Below are 16,851 nucleotides of genomic sequence, written 5' to 3'. Positions count from 1 at the left end.
CCCGCTTCCACGGCGCCCGCACCTCGTACGGGCGCCGTCTGCGTGCCACGGCACGTGCGCCACGCGCCGCCGCTCACATCGGGCGGAGCGGAGACGGCGGGGGCATGGCGTGGGTGTAGAAAGGGCAAAAGGTAACGAGAAGGCTGGTGAGCGCATGGTGGACGAGGAGCGGATGGAGCCGGGGGAGGGGTACCTGACCGGCCGGTTCGAGGTGGACGTCCGGCCCGCGCCGGGCGGGGAAGCCGTCGTGCTGGTGCTGGCGGGCGAGCTCGACCGCGACGGCGTCGAGCCGCTGCGGGAGGCCCTGGAGCAGGGGGACGGCAGCGAGCGGTTCATCGTCGACTGCTCCGGCCTCGGGTTCTGCGACTCCTCCGGACTCAATGTGCTGCTCAGAGCCCGTATGCGGATCGTGGAGGCGGGCGGGAGGCTGGACCTCGCCGGACTGCGGCCACCGGTCGACCGGATGTTCGACATCACCGGAGCTCGGGGCGTCTTCCAGGTGTACGAGAGCACGGACGAGGCACTCTCCGCGCCCGGCCACGAAGGCGGCGGGCGTCATGTCCGAGAGTGTTGACGGCCCCCCGGAGCAGGTCCGCCGGCTCGCGCTGTACGGGACCCGGGGCGTGGTGTCGCGCTGTCGGGACTTCACCGCCGCCGCGCTGACGGACTGGGGCTGGATCCCCCCGGAGACCGAAGAGGCGGAACAGCGGGTCGAGGACGTGCTGCTCCTGGTGTCGGAGGTCGTCACCAACGCGTGTCTGCACGCCGGCGGACCGGAGGAGCTGGTCCTGCGGCACGGGCGGGGCGGACTGCGCGTCGAGGTGGCCGACCCGAGCCCCGAGCACCCCCGCGTCCAGAAGGCCCGGTCGCCCGCGCTGCCCGGCGGTCACGGGCTGATGGTGCTCGACCGGCTGGCCGGCGACTGGGGCAGCGAGGACAGGGGGAGCGGGGCGACGGGCAAGGTGGTGTGGCTGGAGATCAGCCGTCCGTCCCGTCCGCAGGAGAGTCCTCCTGGAGGAGACCCGTCCTGAGTTCCTGGAGGATCCGGGTCAGCAGGCGCGAGACGTGCATCTGGGAGAGGCCGATCCGCCGACCGATCTCCGCCTGGGTGAGCTCCTCGCCGAAACGCAGTTCGAGGATGGTCCGATCGCGCTCCGGAAGCCGGTCGAGCAGCGGTCGCAACGACGTGAGGGACTCGATCAGCTCGTACGAGGGCTCGCAGGTGGCGAGGTGCCGCGGGCTCGCGCCGGGGGCCGACTCCTCGTCGCCCGCGGGGGCGTCCAGGGACCGGGCGGCGTAGCCGTGCGCCGCGAGCTGGCCCTCGGTGACGTCGTCCTCCGTCAGGTGCAGCTGTGCCGCCAGTTCCGCGCGGCTGGGGCGTCGGCCGAGGCCCTGCTCCAGGGTGTCCGCCGCCTTGGCCAGGTCGATCCGCATCTCCTGGAGGCGTCGGGGCACCCGTACCGCCCAGCTGGTGTCACGGAAGAATCGTTTCATCTCGCCGACGATGGTCGGCAGCGCGAAGGCGGAGAAGTCCACGGCGCGCTCGGGGTCGAAGCGGTCGATCGCCTTGATCAGGCCGATCGTGCCGACCTGGATGATGTCCTCCACGGGCTCGGCGCGGTTCCGGAACCGGCGGGAGGCGAACTTGACCAGGCTCAGGTTGAGCTCTACCAGGGTGTTCCGGACGTAGGCGTGCTCCGGCGTCCCCTCCTCGAGGACCCGTAGCCGCTCGAAGAGGGCGACGGACAGCGTCCGGGCGTCGTCCGTGGAGACGGCGGTGGGGCGGGTCGGCTCGGGCAGGCCGTCGAGCGCCGCCCGGCGCGTCACGGCCGCCGGCGAACCAGCGGCTTCCGGCGCGAGGTGCGAGGTGACCGAGCGGTCTCCGACGGTGGACATGAAAGCTCCTTCGACGGTGGCGGTGGGCCTGCGTCGCGGGCCCGGAAGCGAGCGGCGGGGGTCCCGTCAGTCGAGCGTCCTAGAAGGAGGATGCCCGTTTCGATGTCATTTGACACGATTCTGCGGCACATCGCGCATGTGTGCCGCCGCCACTACTGCATCCGCGCCCCGGGGCGTATCGTGCCCGCGCACGACGGCGCCCCGGACATCGTCCGGGGCGCTTTCCGTCGCGAGGGATCCCCGCCTCACCACCGGTACCAGCGGCCACCGCCGCTCCGCATGAGGAAACCCAGCAGCCACAGCACGAGCACGGCGATCGCGATGTACCAGAGGACCTCGAGCGCGAAGCCCGCGCCGAAAAGGATCAGGATCACGAGGAGGACGAGAAGAAGGGGAACCATGGCGGCACCTCCATTGCCTCAGGGGCCGGCCGGTCCTCGGCGCGAAGCCCTCGGTCCCCCGGGCGGTTGCCCCCGACTTCACCGATCATGTGCGCAGCGCAACCCCACTTCCCGCCGATCCCGCCGATCCCCGCCGATTCCCTCCGGCAGGTTTGAGCGACGACCACGGCGGTCAGCCGCAGGGATGACGGGGGGTTCGCTCGCACGAAAGGAACATGTCGTGTCGTCCGACGGAAAGAACGTCCTCGACGGGAAGAACGTCCTCGTCCTCACCACGAACTACGGGACGGAGCAGGACGAACTGAAGAAGCCGGTGGCAGCCCTGCGGGAGGCCGGCGCCCGTGTCACGGTGGCGGCGCAGAAGGAAGAGCCCGTCCAGACCCTGGTCTCGGACCGCCATCCGGGCGCCGTCGTCCAGGCCGACACGACACTGACGAAGGCCACGGCCGACGGGTTCGACGCCGTCGTCGTGCCGGGCGGCACCCTCAACGCCGACCAGCTGCGCACCGACGACGAGGCGCGACGCCTCGTCTCGGCCTTCGCCGAGGCCGGCAAGCCGGTGGCCGCCATCTGCCACGGCCCCTGGCTCCTGGTGGACAGCGGGCTGGCCCGGGACCGCAAGCTGACGTCCTACCCGTCGCTCCGCCCCGACCTCGAGAACGCGGGGGGACAGTGGGTGGACCAGGAGGTCGTCGTCGACACCTCAGGGACCCATCCCCTGATCACCTCCCGCAAGCCCGACGACCTCGACGCCTTCGCGGCGGCGATCGTCGACGCGCTCGACGGCGGCGCCGACCGGGGATGACGAGACCGCGCTGACGCGCCGACCGCGCCCCGCACCCCTGGCGGACCGCCGCCGGGGGCGCGGACACTCGCGGCCGACGACAATTGCAGCCCGTGACGAGGAATGACGGAACCGGTACCGGGCAACCGCCTGTGGGACACAGCCATCACGACCGCGAACGCAGGCGATAGCCATGACCACCGCACGCGACATCATGACCCCCGACGCGACCTGTGTCCGCTCGTCCGAGACCCTCGTGGACGCCGCCCGGAAGATGGTCGAGCTGGACGTGGGGGCACTGCCCATCTGCGGCCCCGACGAGAAGCTGAAGGGCATGCTCACCGACCGCGACATCGTCGTGAAGATCGTCGCCCAGGGCAACCCGAACCGGTGCACGGTCGCCGAGTGCGCGCAGGACGAGATCGTCACGGTCCAGGCGGACGACAGCGTCGAGCAGGTGCTGAGCGTCATGAGCGGGCACCGGATCCGCCGGGTCCCCGTCATCGACGGTCACGTCCTCGTCGGCATCGTCGCCCCAGGCCGACGTCGCCCGGGCCCTGCCCGAGCGACAGGTCGGCGACCTCGTCGAGACGGTCTCGTCGGACTCACCTGAATCCTGAACCACAGGCGGCCGGAAGGGTGACACATCCGCACCGGACCGCCCACCGCAACCCACCGGCCTGGTGGCCGACGACAGGAAGGGGCCCGTGATGGACGGGATCGTACTGCTCCGGGACGACCACAAGACCGTGGAGAAGCTGTTCAAGGAGTTCGAACGGGCGGACGACGACGCGTACGAGCGGAAGCGGGAGATCGCGGACGAGGTGATCCGGGAACTCACCACGCACGCGTGGATCGAGGAGAAGGTCTTCTACCCCGCCGCCCGGGACGCCGCCCCGGACACCACCGATCACGTCCTCGAAAGCGTCGAGGAGCACCACGTCGTGCTCTGGATGCTCTCGGAACTCGCCGGGCTCGATCCTCACGACGAGCGGTTCGACGCCAAGATGGCCGTCCTCATGGAGAACGTGCGCCACCACGTCGAGGAGGAGGAGAAGGACTGGTTCCCCGACGTGCGCAAGGCCATGGGACGCAACCAGCTGCTCGAACTGGGCGACCGCATGGAGGCGGCCCGGAAGGACGCGCCGGCGAACCCGCTCGACGTCCCCAGCGCCGACGACTAGCCGCACCGAACGCTCGGCTGCGTCCCCCGGCGGTCACGCCGCCGGGGGACGCGGCGGAGCGTTCCCCGGCTCACCAGGGGATGTCGGCGGCGTCGACGATCCGCCCGCCCATGTTCCGCTCCACCATCCGTAGAGCGGCCTCCGCGAGGTCCCCGTGGATGTGGGCGACCGCGTCCCGGGGGATCGTGACGTCGAAGTGCCGGATGTGCGCGTCCAGGGCGGAGTAGAGCACACACTGCTCGGTGACCTGCCCCGTGAGCACCAGCGCGTCCACGTCCAGACTCCGCAGCAGGTACTCGAGCGGCGTCTCGTAGAAGACGGAGTGGCGGGCCTTGACCACGAACAGGGAGTCGTCGTCGGGCCGGACCGGTTCGACGAGCTCCGGGTGGCGGCCGGAGAGCGCCATGTCGAGGATCTGTCCGTGGTGGGACCGCCAGCGGCCGAAGTTGTCGTTCGCGTAGACCACCGGGACCCCCGCCTTCCTGGCGCGCCCCAGCAGATCGACGATGCCGGGGAGCGCGGTCCCCACCGATGGCACGAGCTGGTCCGCGTCCTCGTGCAGGTAGGTGTTCAGCATGTCGATGACCACGAGCGCGTGCGTCGTCAAAGCCGACTCCCGGTTCTCCGGCCGGCCGCGTCGGTACGGCCCGGTGGGTCCCCCGGCGTCCACGCTACCGGCCCGCCCGCGACGCGCCATCCGAGACCTCGCGGCGGTACGGACGCGGGCACCGGGGCCCCGGGAACGCCCGGGGACGAGGGGACGGACCGCCCCGGTCGGGCCGCCGCCCCGGTGAGTATCCGGCGAATGGCCCGTTTCAGGCACGCCCCCCGTGGCAAGTCGCGGGGCATGATGCGCATCGGATACACGATGATGACCGAGCAGGCCGGGCCCCGTGAGCTCGTCGGGCACGTGGTGGAGGCGGAGCGGGTCGGCTTCGACTTCTCCGTGATCTCCGACCACTCCTTCCCCTGGCTGGAGGAGCAGGGGCACGCACCGTACGCCTGGAGCGTCCTCGGAGCGGCCGCGCAGGCGACCTCCCGCATTCCGCTGATGACCTTCGTGACCTGCCCGAACTTCCGCTACCACCCCGTGGTGGTCGCGCAGAAGGCGGCGACCCTGCAACTGCTCTCCGAAGGCCGGTTCCGGCTCGGTCTCGGCTCGGGCGAGAACCTCAACGAGCACGTCGTCGGCGAGGGCTGGCCCTCGGCACGCGTCCGCCTCGACATGCTCGACGAGGCCGCCGAGATCATCCACGCCCTCTTCACGGGGGAGTACGTGACACGGCACGGCCGGCACTACCAGGTCGACGACGCCCGGCTCTGGGACGTGCCCGACACGCCGCCCCCCGTCGGCATCGCCGCGTCCGGACCCCGCTCCTGCGCGCTCGCCGGGCGCCACGGCGACCTCCTGATCGCCACGGAACCGAAGCGCGAGCTGGTGGACGCGTTCGACGCACAGGGCGGCGCCGGCAAGCCCCGGATCGGACAGCTCCCCCTGTGCTACGACACCGACCGCGAGGCGGCGGTGGCCCGCGCCCACGAGCAGTTCCGCTGGTCGGTCGGCGGCTGGCGCCTCAACGCCGAGCTGCCCCTGCCGGCGAGCTTCGCCCAGGCCACCGAGTACGTCCGCCCGGAGGACGTGGCGAAGAGCGTCCCCTGCGGGGACGACGTCGACGCCGTCGTGGAAGCCGTCCGCCCGTACGCCGAGGCCGGGTTCACCGACCTCGCCCTCGTCCAGGTCGGCGGCGCGCACCAGATGTCCTTCCTCCGCTGGGCGGAGACGAAGCTCCTTCCCGCACTCCGCGCCATGTAAGGCCCCGGGGACCCGTCAGGTCGTCGCGGTCGCTCGTACGGCCCCTCGGTCGTCCGGCCCGTCGCACCTCGCACCTCGCAGGGAGATGAACGTCATGACCAGACCGAGCAACCCCGACCCCGACCCCCGGGACTTCCCCGCCTCCCAGGACCTCCCCGACGGCGGAACCATCCGCCCGGGCGAGACACCGCCGGCGGAATCGGGCACGGGCACCGGGACAGGGCCCTACCGCCCGCTCCGCAAGGGCTGGGGCAAGGGCCCCCTCGTGCTCCTGTGGGCGGTGGTCATCCTGTGCGCCCTGTTCTTCCTCGCGTACGCGATCATCCTGGCGGTCGACTGACCGGGCCCCGGCGACACCTCCACGAGACCCAGACGAAAGGAACCTGCCATGACCCGAAACGAGTCCGATCCGGACGAGGCCCGCGGCGACGACGTGTACCAGCCCACCCACTCCGACGCGGACAACCGGCCCTCCGGTGACCTCGACCCGGACAACGCGATCGTGACCGACCCGCTCGACGACATGGCCGTTCCCGGCTACTCCCCGCCGGAGCGCCCCCGGGGCGTCGACCGGTACGGCACCACGCAGCGGGAACAGCGGGAGGGCGAACCGCTCGACCGCAGGCTCGCCCAGGAGCTGCCGGAGGTGCCGCCCCTGGAGGGCGACGGCATCGGTGACCTCCCGGACGGCGACGGAGAGCCCGTGGACGAGCAGGCGGGCGCCACCCGGGCCGGGCGCCTCGCACCGGTCGACGCGCCACCGGGCCGCCACGACCGCGCGGTCGCCCGGGACGTCGGCCTGGACGACGGCTCCGCACCGGCGGAAGAGGCCGCGATGCATGTGGACACCGCGGCGGACGGGGTCGAGGACACACCCTCCGACGCCCCCTGACGGAATGGAGGACCCCATGAGCGAGAGCAGGAACGACCGCCTGGACGAACGCGGCAAGGACCGCGGGGACGAGCCGGGCAAGCACGCGTCGGACGGCGACGACGTCATGCGGCAGACCACCCCCTCCCAGGCGGAGGGCGAGCGCGGGGAGGAGGACGAGCAGCAGGAGACGAAGAGGCGCCACGGCGTGTGAGACGAGACGAGACCGCGCCGCCCGGAGCGAGGACTCCGGCGCTTCCGCCCGTTCCGAAGCATCTGGGGACACCATGGACCTCGACTTCCTGAAGCCTCTCCTCGCCCACCCCGGCCCATGGGCCTCCGTCTTCGTCGAGACGGGCCGGGCGACCGAGGACGGTGCCAAGATCCAGAAACTGCGCGACCGTGCCGTACTCGGACAGCTCGTCGACGAGGGCGCCGATCCGGCCACCCTCAGGGCACTCGCCCAGCGGCTCGGCGCCGAGCCCGCCTCCGGTGCCCCTCCGGGGCGCGCCCTCTTCGCGACGGACGGGGCGGTCGTGCTCGACCTTCCCCTCGGAGTGGCTCCGCCCGCTGCCGAGGTGACCTGGACGGGCCTTCCGCACATCGCGCCCCTGATCTTCCTGCGGGGTGACGAACCGCGGTGCCGGGTCGCCCTGATCGACCGCACGGGCGCCGACCTCGAAGAGTGGGGCCCCCTGGGCAGGGAGCCCGCGGGCCAGGTCGAGGGGGAGGAGTGGCAGGGCCGCGGCCACCGCAGCATGCCCCAGGACCGGTACGCGTGGCACTACAGCAACAAGGTGGAGGACGCCTGGGAGGAGACGGCCGACGTCATCGCCGCCGAACTCGCGCGGCGCTGCCCGCAGGACGGCAGCACCCTCCTCGTCCTCGCCGGGGACGCGAGAGAGCGCAAGGCCGTGCGCGAACGGCTTCCGCAGGGTCTCGCGAGCGTCACCGTCGAGGTGGAACACGGCAGCCGGGCCTCGGGCGGGTCCACGGAGCACCTCGCCCGGGAGGTCGACGCGGCCCGTGACCGGTTCGCCCGGGAACGGGTACGGCACGCGCTCGACGCCTTCCACGCGGGGCGCGGCCGGCCCGGTGAGCATCGCGAGACGACCGTCGACACCGGCCCCGGCCCCGCCGCCGAGGGAGTGCCGGCGGTGGTGGAGGCGGCCAGGGAGCACCAGGTCGCCACCCTGCTCCTCGGCCGCGAGGCCTCCGACGCCGGGCGACCGGTGTGGGTCGGCTCCGGCGCGTACGACATCGCCCTCGGCCGCACCGAGGCCCGGGGCTGGGGGTACGGCGGGACGGAGGAGGCCCGCGCCGACGACGCCCTGCTCCGCGCGTGCGTGGCCGCCGACTCCGAAGTCCTGGTCATCCCCGAGGGCATGCGAGGCCCGGCCGGCGGCCTCGGCGCCGTTCTCCGCTGGACCCCGGGACCGACTCCCTGAGCGGTGGGGACGCGTCCCCGGACCAGGATCACGCCACCGGGCGCGTACCCCGCACGGGTCGACCCTCCCCCTGGGGCCCCCTGGGGGACGCCGGATGCGGTGACATCGAGCGGAGAGAGTCCGCCGCGCGGTCGGCGGCCGGCTCCCGGCCCGGTGCGAGCGGCCTCCACAGTCCCTCCGCCCGGAGACAACAAGGTTTTGCGACAGGAGACGGTCACTGGCGGACGCAGCCCGCGAGGTCCTCCGTGTTCGTGATCTCCTTGTCGAGCGTGTTCAGGTGGGGCACGACCTGTTCGAGCGCGGCCGGCGCGGTCATGTTCCGGTCCAGGTGGTCCATGGCGACGTCCAGCTTCTGGAAGGCTGCCTGGAGCGCGTCGGTGTTCACCCCGGCGTCAGCGGCTGCCTCCCGGATGCTTCCCAAGTCGTCCACCATGTCGGCCCGGACGTCCTGGATGCCCTGCACCGTCTCGGACGGGTCGATGTTCCGCATCTCACCGCTGTGCTCCCGGAGGTCGGTCAGCTCCTCGCAGAAGGCCGCCGTGGCGTCCGCACGGTCCTCCGCCGCGCCGTCGGCCCCGTCGTCGGAGCATCCGGCCAGGGCGAGCACGGCCGCCGCGCCGAAGGCCACCAGGGCGCCCGGCGCGGACCGGCGCCGTCGGCCCGGGATTCCTCGTTCGGTCCTGGGGGGCATCTCCCACCACCTCCTCGGTTCGTGCGTCTCGCAGCGGCTACTCGCCGCCGAAACCGGCACTCGCCGCGCCGGGGTGCCGTCCCGGCGCCTCACGGTGTGAAGAGGATCTTCACGGCGCCGTCCCGCTTCGCCTGGAACATGTCGTACGCGTCCGGTGCCTGCGCGAGCGGCAGGCGGTGCGTGGCGAAGTCGTCCACGCCCAGCGGGTCGTCGTCGGTGAGCAGGGGCAGCAGCTCGTCGACCCAGCGCAGCACGTTCGCCTGCCCCATGTGGAGCCGGATCTGCTTGTCGAACATCACGAAGAGCGGCATCGGGTCGACCGCGCCCCCGTACACGCCCGCCAGCGACACCGTCCCGCCGCGGCGCACCAGCTCGACCGCCAGGTGCAGTGCGGAGAGCCGGTCGACGCCGTAGCGGCGCATCAGGGGCCGCGCCACGGCGTCCGGCAGATGGCCCACCAGCGTCTGGAGCCCCTGGGCGACAGGCGCCCCGTGGGCCTCCATGCCGACGGCGTCGATGACCGCGTCCGGACCCAGGCCGTCCGTCAGGTCCTTCACCCGCGCGACGAGTTCGCCGTCGGCCCCGGACGGATCCAGCGCGTGGACGCCGCGGGCCGCGGCGCGGGCGAGCCGCTTCCGCACCGGGTCGATGCCGATGACCAGGCCGGCTCCCTTGTGGAGCGCGATCCGGCAGGCCATGTCCCCGATCGGACCGAGGCCGATCACCGCGACCGAGCCGCCGGGCGGCACGTCCGCGTAGTCGACGGCTTGCCATGCCGTGGGCAGGACGTCCGAGAGATACACGAAACGGTCGTCCGGCGGCCCCTCCGGCACAGGCACCGGAAGCGTGTCGCCGAACGGCACCCGGAGGTACTCGGCCTGTCCGCCCGGCACCTGCCCGTACAGCTTGGTGTACCCGAACAGCGCCGCGCCCGTGTCGTAGGCGTGCACCTGTGTCGTCTCGCACTGGGACTGCAATCCGGCCGCGCACGTCGCGCACGTGCCGCAGGAGACGTTGAACGGCACAACGACCCGTGTGCCGGGCCGGAGCCGCCGGACCTCGGGGCCCACCTCCTCGACGATCCCCATCGGCTCGTGCCCCAGCACGTCCCCCGGATCGAGGAACGGTCCCAGCACCTCGTACAGATGGAGGTCGGACCCGCACAGCCCGGTCGAGGTGATCCGTACGATCACGTCGGTGGGTTCCTGGATCGTCGGGTCCGGAACGGTCTCCACCGAGACCTTCCGCCTGCTCTGCCATGTGACGGCCTTCATCGCTGCCACCTTCCCGTCGTCTGTCCCGGGCCGGGCCGCAGTGCCCCGATGCGCCCATCCGAAGCCCGGTCGGGCGGGTACCCGAGCCGGATGGCCCTACTCCCCGGATTCGTACATTTGCGGCGAACCGATCGCGCATGGGCGTCCTGCCGCCGGGCAGCCGCCGGATGCCGCTGCTCGGCACGCTTCCCCTCCAGCCGGGCAGCGGCGCCGGCGTGGAGTCACCGCCGCCCGACGAGCCGGCGGGCGGCCCCGACGACATGGGTGCGGGAGATGCCGGCCGCGTCGAGCGACTCGTCCGTGGTGCCCGAGCCCGGAAGGCCGGTGACCGCCAGGTGGGCGAAGGCGGGAACGTGGCCGTCCGGAGCGAGGGCCGACAGCACGGCTTCGCCGATCCCGCCCTGCGGACGGTGGTCCTCGACCACGACGAGAGCGCCGGTCTCCCGGGCCGCGGCGGTGAGGACGTCGACGTCCACCGGTTTCACGGAGTACAGGTCGACGACACGCGCCGGGATGCCGTCCTCGGCCAGCCGCCCGGCGGCGGCGAGGCACTCGTGGAGGGTGACGCCCGCACCGATGAGCGTGACCCGGTCGTCCTCGCTCCGGCGCAGGACCTTGGCGCCGCCCACGGGGAAGGTCTCCCCGTCCGGGTAGAGCACGGGGTAGGCCCCACGGGTCGTGCGCAGGTACGAGATGCCGTCCAGGTCGGCCATGGCGAAGGTCAGGGCCGCCGCCGAGGTCGCGTCGCTCGGGTAGAGGACGGTGGAGCCGCGGACGGCGCGCATCATGGCGAGGTCCTCGAGCCCCATCTGCGAGGGGCCGTCCGCGCCGATCTCGACGCCGCAGTGCGTCCCGCACAGGGACATGCCGATCTGTGAGACCGCGGCCATGCGGATGAAGTCGTGCGCACGGGTGAGGAAGGCGGCGAAGGTGGTGGCGTACGGACGGAAGCCGCGCACGGCCATGCCGACGGCGTCGGCGATCATCTGCTGCTCGGCGATGTAACTCTGGAAGTACCGCTCGGGGTGCTCCTCGCGGAAGTCCTGGGCGTGGGTGGAGTTCCCGACCTCGGCGTCCAGGGCGACGACGTCGGGCCGGGCGCCGAGGGCCGCGAGGGCGGCGCCGAAGGCGACACGGGTGGCGATCTCGTCGCCGACGTCGAAGCGGGGGAGCGACGGCGGTCGCGTGTCGCGGGCCTCGGCGGTGACGGGGTCCGCGGACGGTGTGGCGGGCGGCCGGGGGCCGCGCGCCCTCAGGTCGCGTACGCCGCCGAGTTCGGCGACGGCCCGGTCCGCCATGTCCTGGGGCAGCGGCTTGCCGTGCCAGCCGTTCTTGTCGGCGACCTCGGACACGCCGCGCCCCTTGACGGTCCTGGCGATGACGACGGTGGGCCCCTGCCCGTCGGCGGCCGTGGTCAGCGCCCGGTCGATCGCCTCCAGGTCGTGGCCGTCGATCACGATCGGCCGGCAGCCGAACGCCTCGACACGGCGTGCGTAGGCGTCGGTGTCCCACTCCAGCTCCGTGGGACCGCACTGACCGAGGCGGTTCACGTCGACGAGGACGGTGAGATTGGCCAGCCGATGGTGTCCCGCCCGGTCGAGGGCCTCCCACACCGACCCCTCGGTCATCTCGCTGTCACCGCACAGCACCCACACCCGGAAGTCGCGCTTCTCCAGGTCGCGGCCCGCGAGGGCCATCCCCACGCCGTACGCGACGCCCTGCCCGAGCGAGCCGGTGGCCACGTCCACCCACGGCAGCACGGGCGTGGGGTGGCCCTGCAGGCGGTGACCGGAGCGGCGGTACGTCGTCATCAGCTCGTCGTCGTCGATCGCCCCGGCCGCCTTGAACATCGCGTACAACAGCGGCGAGGCGTGCCCCTTGGAGAAGACGAGGTGGTCCGCCGCCGGATCGTCGGGCGCCTCCCAGTCGTAGCGCAGGTGGCGTGTGAGCAGGACCGCCATGAGGTCGGCGGCGGACAGGCTGGACGTGGGATGCCCGGACCCGGCGGCCGTACTGGCCCGCACGGAGTCCACCCGCAGCTGCTGCGCCAGCTCGAAGACCTGATCGAGGTCGCTCCCGGGGCCCAGCGCGGTCGCGGGGCTGAGCCTCGGGGTGCGCAGGGTCGAGATCACCTCGTTGTCGGTGACCTGGGGGAACTCCTCGTACCACTGGCCGACCGACCGGAAGGAGTCCGGCCGGTGCAGACAGATCACCTCGTCGGCCTCGTGGCGCATGGCGTCGTGGGCCGCCGGGGAGCAGACCGGGACGGCGAGGATCAGCCGGTCCGGGTGCGTGCCGCGCAGATGGCGCAGGGCGGCCCGTGCGGTGACGCCCGTGGCGAGCCCGTCGTCGACGAGGACCACGTTCCGGCCGGCCGTGGCGGGCTCCGGCCTGCCCTGCCGGTACAGATCGTCCCGGCGGTGCAGCTCGGTCCGCTGGCGTGCGACCTCGGAGGCGAACTCGTCCTCGCTCATCCCGAGCATCGCCAGGCTCGCCTCGTCGAACACGGGCGCGTCCTCGCCCACGATGGCGCCGACGCCGACCTCGGGCCGGTCGGGCAGGCCGATCTTCCGTGCCACCAGCACGTCCATCGGGGTACCGAGCGCCCGGGCGACCTCCGCCGCGACGGGCACCCCGCCGCGTGGCAGCGCGAGTACGACGGGGTCCGCGAGGCGTCCGCCCGCCGCCCGGTCGACGAGTCGGGCGGCGAGTTCCTTCCCTGCCTGTCGATGATCGTGGAACCGCATCGGAGATTATCCTTCCCTGCGCGATGCCGGACGCCGCCGGCCAGGGGCCTGGGACGTCCGAGCCTGGCCACCCGGGCGACTACCCGGTCCCGGGGAGGTCATGGCGGCAGACGTCCTGGTTCCGAGACCGGAAGGGCAGGACAGGAGACCGGGGGCTGCTGCATACTTACCCTTCAGTAACTACCGGCTCGGCCGCTCTCCGGCCGCACCGCGCCCGCGCCCGGCCCTCCCGTTCGAAGGAATCCGATGCCCTCGCCCGCACGCTCCGCGCTCCTCCTCGCCGGTCTGCTCGCCTCGGCCGGCGTCGCCCACTTCGTCGCCCCCAGGCAGTTCGACGCCATCGTGCCGCGCGCTCTCCCGGGCGAACCGCGCTCCTGGACGGCGGCCAGCGGCGCGGTGGAACTCGCCCTGGCCGCGGGGCTCGCGATCCCGGCGACCCGACAGGTGACCGCCCGTGCGACGGCCCTGTTCTTCGCGGGAGTCTTCCCGGCCAACGTCAAGATGGCCTACGACTGGCGGAACCGCTCGACCCCCGCCAAGACGCTCGCCTACGCGCGGCTTCCCCTCCAGCTCCCCCTCATCCTCTGGGCCCGCCACGCGGGCCGCACCGAGAAGTAGCGCCTCCGCCGCACCCTCACACCCCCGCCAGCAGGGACCACCCCAGCGGGGTGAGGCTGTGGAGCACCGCCGAACCGGTCCGCACGGTGTCGACGAGACCGGCGCCCCGCAGCACCCCCGCGTGCTGACTGGCCGCCGCGAGCGACACCCCCGCCCGCTCGGCGAGCGCCGTGGTGGTGGCGGGGGAGCGCAGCTGCGCCAGCACCCGCGCCCGGGTACGGCCCAGCAGCGCCGCCAGCGCCTCCGGGCGCTCCCCGCCTCCCTCCGGGCCCGCGACCTCCCCGTCGTACATGGGATAGACGAGCACCGTCGCCGCCTCGGGGCGGTACATCACCAGCGGACCCGTCGCGAACCACGACGGCACCAGCAGCAACCCCCGCCCGCACAACGGGATGTCGTACGTCGACCCGGACGGCAGGTGCAGCGTCGGCGCCTGCCACCGCCACGTCGTCCCGAGCGTGGTCAGCAGGGCGTCGACGCCCCCGCGCAGCAGCATCTCGGCCCGCAGCGCCCGATCGGTCAGCGCGTCGCTGCGGATCCGCGGCCAGACCGGTTCGACCGCCGCCGCGAAGTAGCGGCGCGTGTCGCCGGCCAGGGCGCGGGCCGCGGCGGGGGAGCCGTCGGCGAACTCCCGGGCCCACCGGCCCGGCCGGGCCAGACCGCCGTTCCAGCCGGTCGCCTCGGGAATCCCGAGGTCCCGCGCCAGCCGCTCCACCGGCGTGGCGGCCACCGCCCCCAGCGCGTCGGCGAGACCGTGCGCCCCGGGCTGCAACAGGAAGTCCGGTACGAAGCCGTCCTCGGTGACCAGCTGCGCCAGCACCCCGGCCCCGGCGCCCGCGTCCCCCCGCAGCGACCGGTGCCACTGCCGGGCGGCCGACCGCGGCCGCTCCGGCCACCCGGCGCCACGGCCGCTCCCCCCACGCCCGGGGACCCCACCGCGACCGGCGGCGGCACCCGGACCACGCCCCGGGCGCAGGCTCAGACGCAGACTCAGGGCGGTCTCGGACAGCGCGTCGACCGCCGGAGCGAGGACGATCCGGCACAGATCGGCTGCCGTGAAGTGAAGGCGGATCATGCCGACCCATTATCGGCGCGCCGGACCCTTTCACCCAGGGATGAAAGGACATGCCTTTCCCGTCAGGACCCAGCAGGCTCCCGGGTGTCCGCCCCCAACGACCCCCGCAGGAGGCTCCGCCGATGCGCCGCGCACCCGCCGTCCGAACCGCATGCCTCACCGCCGTGACGCTGCTCGCCGCCCTCGCCACCGCCCCCGGACCCGCCGCCGCCCGACACCTGCCCGACACCTATGTCGTCTCCCGGGCACCCGGCGTGCTCCCCGAAGGGATCGCCGTCGCACCCGACGGCACCATGTACGTCTCATCGGACGGCCACGGCACCCTGTACCGCGGCCACATCGGCCGGCCCGACCTCCGCCCCTTCCCCGCGAGCGGCCTCGAAACGCGCCCCAGCACCCTCGGCGTCCACACCGACCGGCGCGGCCGCGTCCTGTCGGTGGGCGGCGCGACCCTGACCGTCCACGACCGCCACGGACGCCTCCTCGCCACCCGTACGGCCTCCGACGGGCCGCTCGGCGCGCCCGACCTCAACGACCTGGCCGTGACCGACGACGCCGTCTACGTCACCGACTGGGCCAACCCCGTCATCCACCGGGCGGAGATCCGCGGCGGCCGCATCGGACCGCTCGAACCCTGGCTCGACGTCCGCGGCGCGTTCCCCCAGTTCCCCGCCCGGTACTGGCTGTTGAACGGCATCGTGGCGAACGCCTCCGGTACCACCCTGCTCGTGGCGTCCAACGGGACCGAGGCCGTCTGGCGGATCGGTACCGACGACCGGCGGATCGACCGCCTCGACCTCGGCGACCAGTCCTTCGGCCCCGACGGCATGGTCCTGCGCGGCCGCACGCTCTACGCGGTCCTGAACCACGGCGCTCCGCACGGCGTCTACATCGCACACCTCGACGAGGAACTGCGCACGGGCGTCATCACCCACCGCCTCACGGACCGGCCCCTCGACCTGCCGACCACCCTCGCCCGCCACGGCTGCCGCCTCTACGTGGTCAACAGCCAGCTCGACGCACCGCCGGGCCGGCCCCCGTACACCGTGAGCGCGCTGGACGACCCGACGTGCACGGCTCCCTGACGACGTGGCGCACGGCCGACCCGCCGTGCGCCACGCCGATGCCCGAAGGCACCGCCCTCCCGGCCCGGCCCGGCGCCACCACCCGGCCCGGCGTCGGTCAGGGGCGTCGCCAGTCGTTCTCCCGCAGGTGGGACCCGGCCATGGGGCCCATGCGGAGCATGCCGCCGTCCACGGCCCAGGAAGCGCCCGTGACGTACGAGGCGTCGGGACCGGCCAGGAAGGCGATGACGGCGGCGACCTCCCGCGCGTCCCCGGGGCGCCCCAGCGGAACGCCGGGCCGGGACTCCCGCCGCACGTCCGTGTCCTCCTGACCGGTCATGGGCGTGGCGATCTCACCCGGGGCCACGGCGTTGACCGTGATGCCGTACTCGGCCAGTTCCAGGGCCATGACCTGGGTGAGGAGCCCCAACCCGCCCTTGGCCGCGCAGTACGGCCCCGCGCCCACGCGCGGCTGGTGCTCGTGGACGGACGTGACGTTCACGATCCGGCCGCCGCCGCCCTGGGCGATCATGCGCCGGGCCGCCCGCTGGGAGCAGAGCAGCGGACCGACCAGGTCCACGTCGAGCACCTGACGGACCGTCGCCAGGTCCAGGTCGAGGACCGGCGTGGCGGTGCCGGTCCCCGCGTTGTTGACGAGGACGTCGATGCTCCCGAGCGCGTCGGCGAGCCGGTCGACGACGTCCGCCGCCTCGGGGAGCCGGGTGAGGTCCAGATGCTCCACCACGGCGCGGCGACCGTGCCGCCGCACCTCCTCCGCGGTCTCGTGGGCGCCCTCCGCGTCGCTGTGCCACGTGACGCCGACGTCCAGGCCCTGCTCGGCCAGCCGGACGGCGACGGCCCGCCCGATTCCGGAGTCCCCGCCGGTGACCAGGGCGGTGCGGGGCCGGAAGGTCAGGTCACCGGGGACGGCGGACGCTCCCTCCGTGTGCTGCGTGTCCATTCCTTGTCCTCGTCCTCCTGTCCG

At 73.2% G+C, this 16,851-nt stretch carries 20 protein-coding genes and 1 pseudogene; 12 read left to right on the top strand and 9 right to left on the bottom strand.

Features of this window, described 5'->3' with window-relative positions:
- The first annotated feature begins 154 nt into the window (after window positions 1-154).
- Window positions 155-574: an STAS domain-containing protein gene (locus AMK29_RS21410; protein WP_073815310.1), complete on the top strand. Its 420-nt coding sequence runs from the start codon at window positions 155-157 to the stop codon at window positions 572-574.
- On the top strand, window positions 558-1,031 hold the full coding sequence (locus AMK29_RS21405; RefSeq protein ID WP_073815307.1) for an ATP-binding protein: 474 nt from the start codon (window positions 558-560) through the stop codon (window positions 1,029-1,031). Before AMK29_RS21410 ends, AMK29_RS21405 begins: the two co-directional genes overlap by 17 nt.
- On the opposite strand, the gene AMK29_RS21400 is transcribed toward AMK29_RS21405, so the two are convergent.
- Entirely contained in the window at window positions 979-1,896 is a 918-nt protein-coding gene (locus AMK29_RS21400) for a SigB/SigF/SigG family RNA polymerase sigma factor (RefSeq protein WP_079197026.1), read from the bottom strand. The genes AMK29_RS21405 and AMK29_RS21400 overlap by 53 nt on opposite strands.
- 245 nt (window positions 1,897-2,141) lie before the next feature.
- Window positions 2,142-2,297: a hydrophobic protein gene (locus AMK29_RS21395; protein WP_073815304.1), complete on the bottom strand. Its 156-nt coding sequence runs from the start codon at window positions 2,295-2,297 to the stop codon at window positions 2,142-2,144.
- Between the two features lie 184 nt (window positions 2,298-2,481).
- Here AMK29_RS21395 and AMK29_RS21390 point away from each other — a divergent pair, with 184 nt between their 5' ends.
- The 3 genes from AMK29_RS21390 (at window position 2,482) to AMK29_RS21380 (ending at window position 4,265) form a co-directional block, all read left to right on the top strand.
- Window positions 2,482-3,102, top strand: coding sequence for a type 1 glutamine amidotransferase domain-containing protein (locus AMK29_RS21390; RefSeq protein WP_073815301.1), 621 nt, complete (start codon window positions 2,482-2,484; stop codon window positions 3,100-3,102).
- 172 nt (window positions 3,103-3,274) lie between these two features.
- Complete coding sequence (locus AMK29_RS21385) at window positions 3,275-3,694, top strand: CBS domain-containing protein (protein WP_338012738.1); 420 nt, start codon at window positions 3,275-3,277, stop codon at window positions 3,692-3,694.
- Window positions 3,695-3,791: 97 nt separating this feature from the next.
- Window positions 3,792-4,265, top strand: coding sequence for a hemerythrin domain-containing protein (locus tag AMK29_RS21380; RefSeq protein ID WP_073815298.1), 474 nt, complete (start codon window positions 3,792-3,794; stop codon window positions 4,263-4,265).
- 70 nt (window positions 4,266-4,335) lie between these two features.
- Here the strand turns inward: AMK29_RS21380 and AMK29_RS21375 are convergent, their stop codons facing one another.
- Complete coding sequence (locus AMK29_RS21375) at window positions 4,336-4,872, bottom strand: isochorismatase family cysteine hydrolase (RefSeq protein WP_073815295.1); 537 nt, start codon at window positions 4,870-4,872, stop codon at window positions 4,336-4,338.
- A gap of 240 nt (window positions 4,873-5,112) precedes the next feature.
- Between AMK29_RS21375 and AMK29_RS21370 the strand changes: the two genes are divergently transcribed.
- The 5 genes from AMK29_RS21370 (at window position 5,113) to AMK29_RS21350 (ending at window position 8,397) form a co-directional block, all read left to right on the top strand.
- Window positions 5,113-6,078, top strand: coding sequence for an LLM class F420-dependent oxidoreductase (locus tag AMK29_RS21370; RefSeq protein WP_073815833.1), 966 nt, complete (start codon window positions 5,113-5,115; stop codon window positions 6,076-6,078).
- A gap of 94 nt (window positions 6,079-6,172) precedes the next feature.
- Window positions 6,173-6,418: a DUF6480 family protein gene (locus tag AMK29_RS21365; protein WP_073815830.1), complete on the top strand. Its 246-nt coding sequence runs from the start codon at window positions 6,173-6,175 to the stop codon at window positions 6,416-6,418.
- A 48-nt stretch (window positions 6,419-6,466) separates the two neighbouring features.
- Window positions 6,467-6,970 (top strand): DUF5709 domain-containing protein, encoded by a 504-nt coding sequence (locus tag AMK29_RS21360; RefSeq protein ID WP_073815292.1) that lies wholly within the window; start codon window positions 6,467-6,469, stop codon window positions 6,968-6,970.
- A gap of 16 nt (window positions 6,971-6,986) precedes the next feature.
- A complete protein-coding gene (locus tag AMK29_RS36535; RefSeq protein WP_158071350.1) occupies window positions 6,987-7,163 on the top strand; it encodes a hypothetical protein in 177 nt (58 codons plus the stop codon).
- Window positions 7,164-7,236: 73 nt separating this feature from the next.
- Window positions 7,237-8,397 (top strand): baeRF2 domain-containing protein, encoded by a 1,161-nt coding sequence (locus tag AMK29_RS21350; RefSeq protein WP_073815286.1) that lies wholly within the window; start codon window positions 7,237-7,239, stop codon window positions 8,395-8,397.
- Window positions 8,398-8,611: 214 nt separating this feature from the next.
- Here AMK29_RS21350 and AMK29_RS21345 read toward each other — a convergent pair whose 3' ends face one another.
- The 4 genes and pseudogenes from AMK29_RS21345 to AMK29_RS36790 form a co-directional block, all read right to left on the bottom strand.
- Entirely contained in the window at window positions 8,612-9,088 is a 477-nt protein-coding gene (locus tag AMK29_RS21345) for a hypothetical protein (RefSeq protein WP_073815283.1), read from the bottom strand.
- A gap of 89 nt (window positions 9,089-9,177) precedes the next feature.
- Entirely contained in the window at window positions 9,178-10,362 is a 1,185-nt protein-coding gene (locus AMK29_RS21340; RefSeq protein WP_073815280.1) for an alcohol dehydrogenase catalytic domain-containing protein, read from the bottom strand.
- Between the two features lie 221 nt (window positions 10,363-10,583).
- Window positions 10,584-12,482 (bottom strand): transketolase, encoded by a 1,899-nt coding sequence (locus AMK29_RS21335; protein WP_073815829.1) that lies wholly within the window; start codon window positions 12,480-12,482, stop codon window positions 10,584-10,586.
- Between the two features lie 90 nt (window positions 12,483-12,572).
- A pseudogene (locus tag AMK29_RS36790) lies at window positions 12,573-13,109 on the bottom strand (phosphoribosyltransferase); the annotation flags it as partial.
- Between the two features lie 246 nt (window positions 13,110-13,355).
- Here AMK29_RS36790 and AMK29_RS21325 point away from each other — a divergent pair.
- Window positions 13,356-13,727, top strand: a complete 372-nt coding sequence (locus tag AMK29_RS21325; RefSeq protein ID WP_073815277.1) for a DoxX family protein — start codon at window positions 13,356-13,358, stop codon at window positions 13,725-13,727.
- Window positions 13,728-13,743: 16 nt separating this feature from the next.
- Here the strand turns inward: AMK29_RS21325 and AMK29_RS21320 are convergent, their stop codons facing one another.
- The gene (locus tag AMK29_RS21320) at window positions 13,744-14,802 is read right to left on the bottom strand and encodes a winged helix-turn-helix domain-containing protein (RefSeq protein ID WP_073815274.1); all 1,059 of its coding nucleotides are present in this window, start codon (window positions 14,800-14,802) and stop codon (window positions 13,744-13,746) included.
- A gap of 122 nt (window positions 14,803-14,924) precedes the next feature.
- On the opposite strand from AMK29_RS21320, the gene AMK29_RS21315 reads away from it, so the two are divergent.
- Window positions 14,925-15,887, top strand: a complete 963-nt coding sequence (locus AMK29_RS21315) for a hypothetical protein (protein ID WP_073815272.1) — start codon at window positions 14,925-14,927, stop codon at window positions 15,885-15,887.
- Window positions 15,888-15,984: 97 nt separating this feature from the next.
- Here AMK29_RS21315 and AMK29_RS21310 read toward each other — a convergent pair whose 3' ends face one another.
- Window positions 15,985-16,827: an SDR family oxidoreductase gene (locus tag AMK29_RS21310; RefSeq protein WP_073815269.1), complete on the bottom strand. Its 843-nt coding sequence runs from the start codon at window positions 16,825-16,827 to the stop codon at window positions 15,985-15,987.
- Window positions 16,828-16,851: the final 24 nt, after the last annotated feature.

The organism is Streptomyces sp. CB02261 (genome assembly GCF_001905665.1).
GTDB lineage: Bacteria > Actinomycetota > Actinomycetes > Streptomycetales > Streptomycetaceae > Streptomyces.
This window is presented reverse-complemented; position numbering and strand designations above follow the sequence as displayed.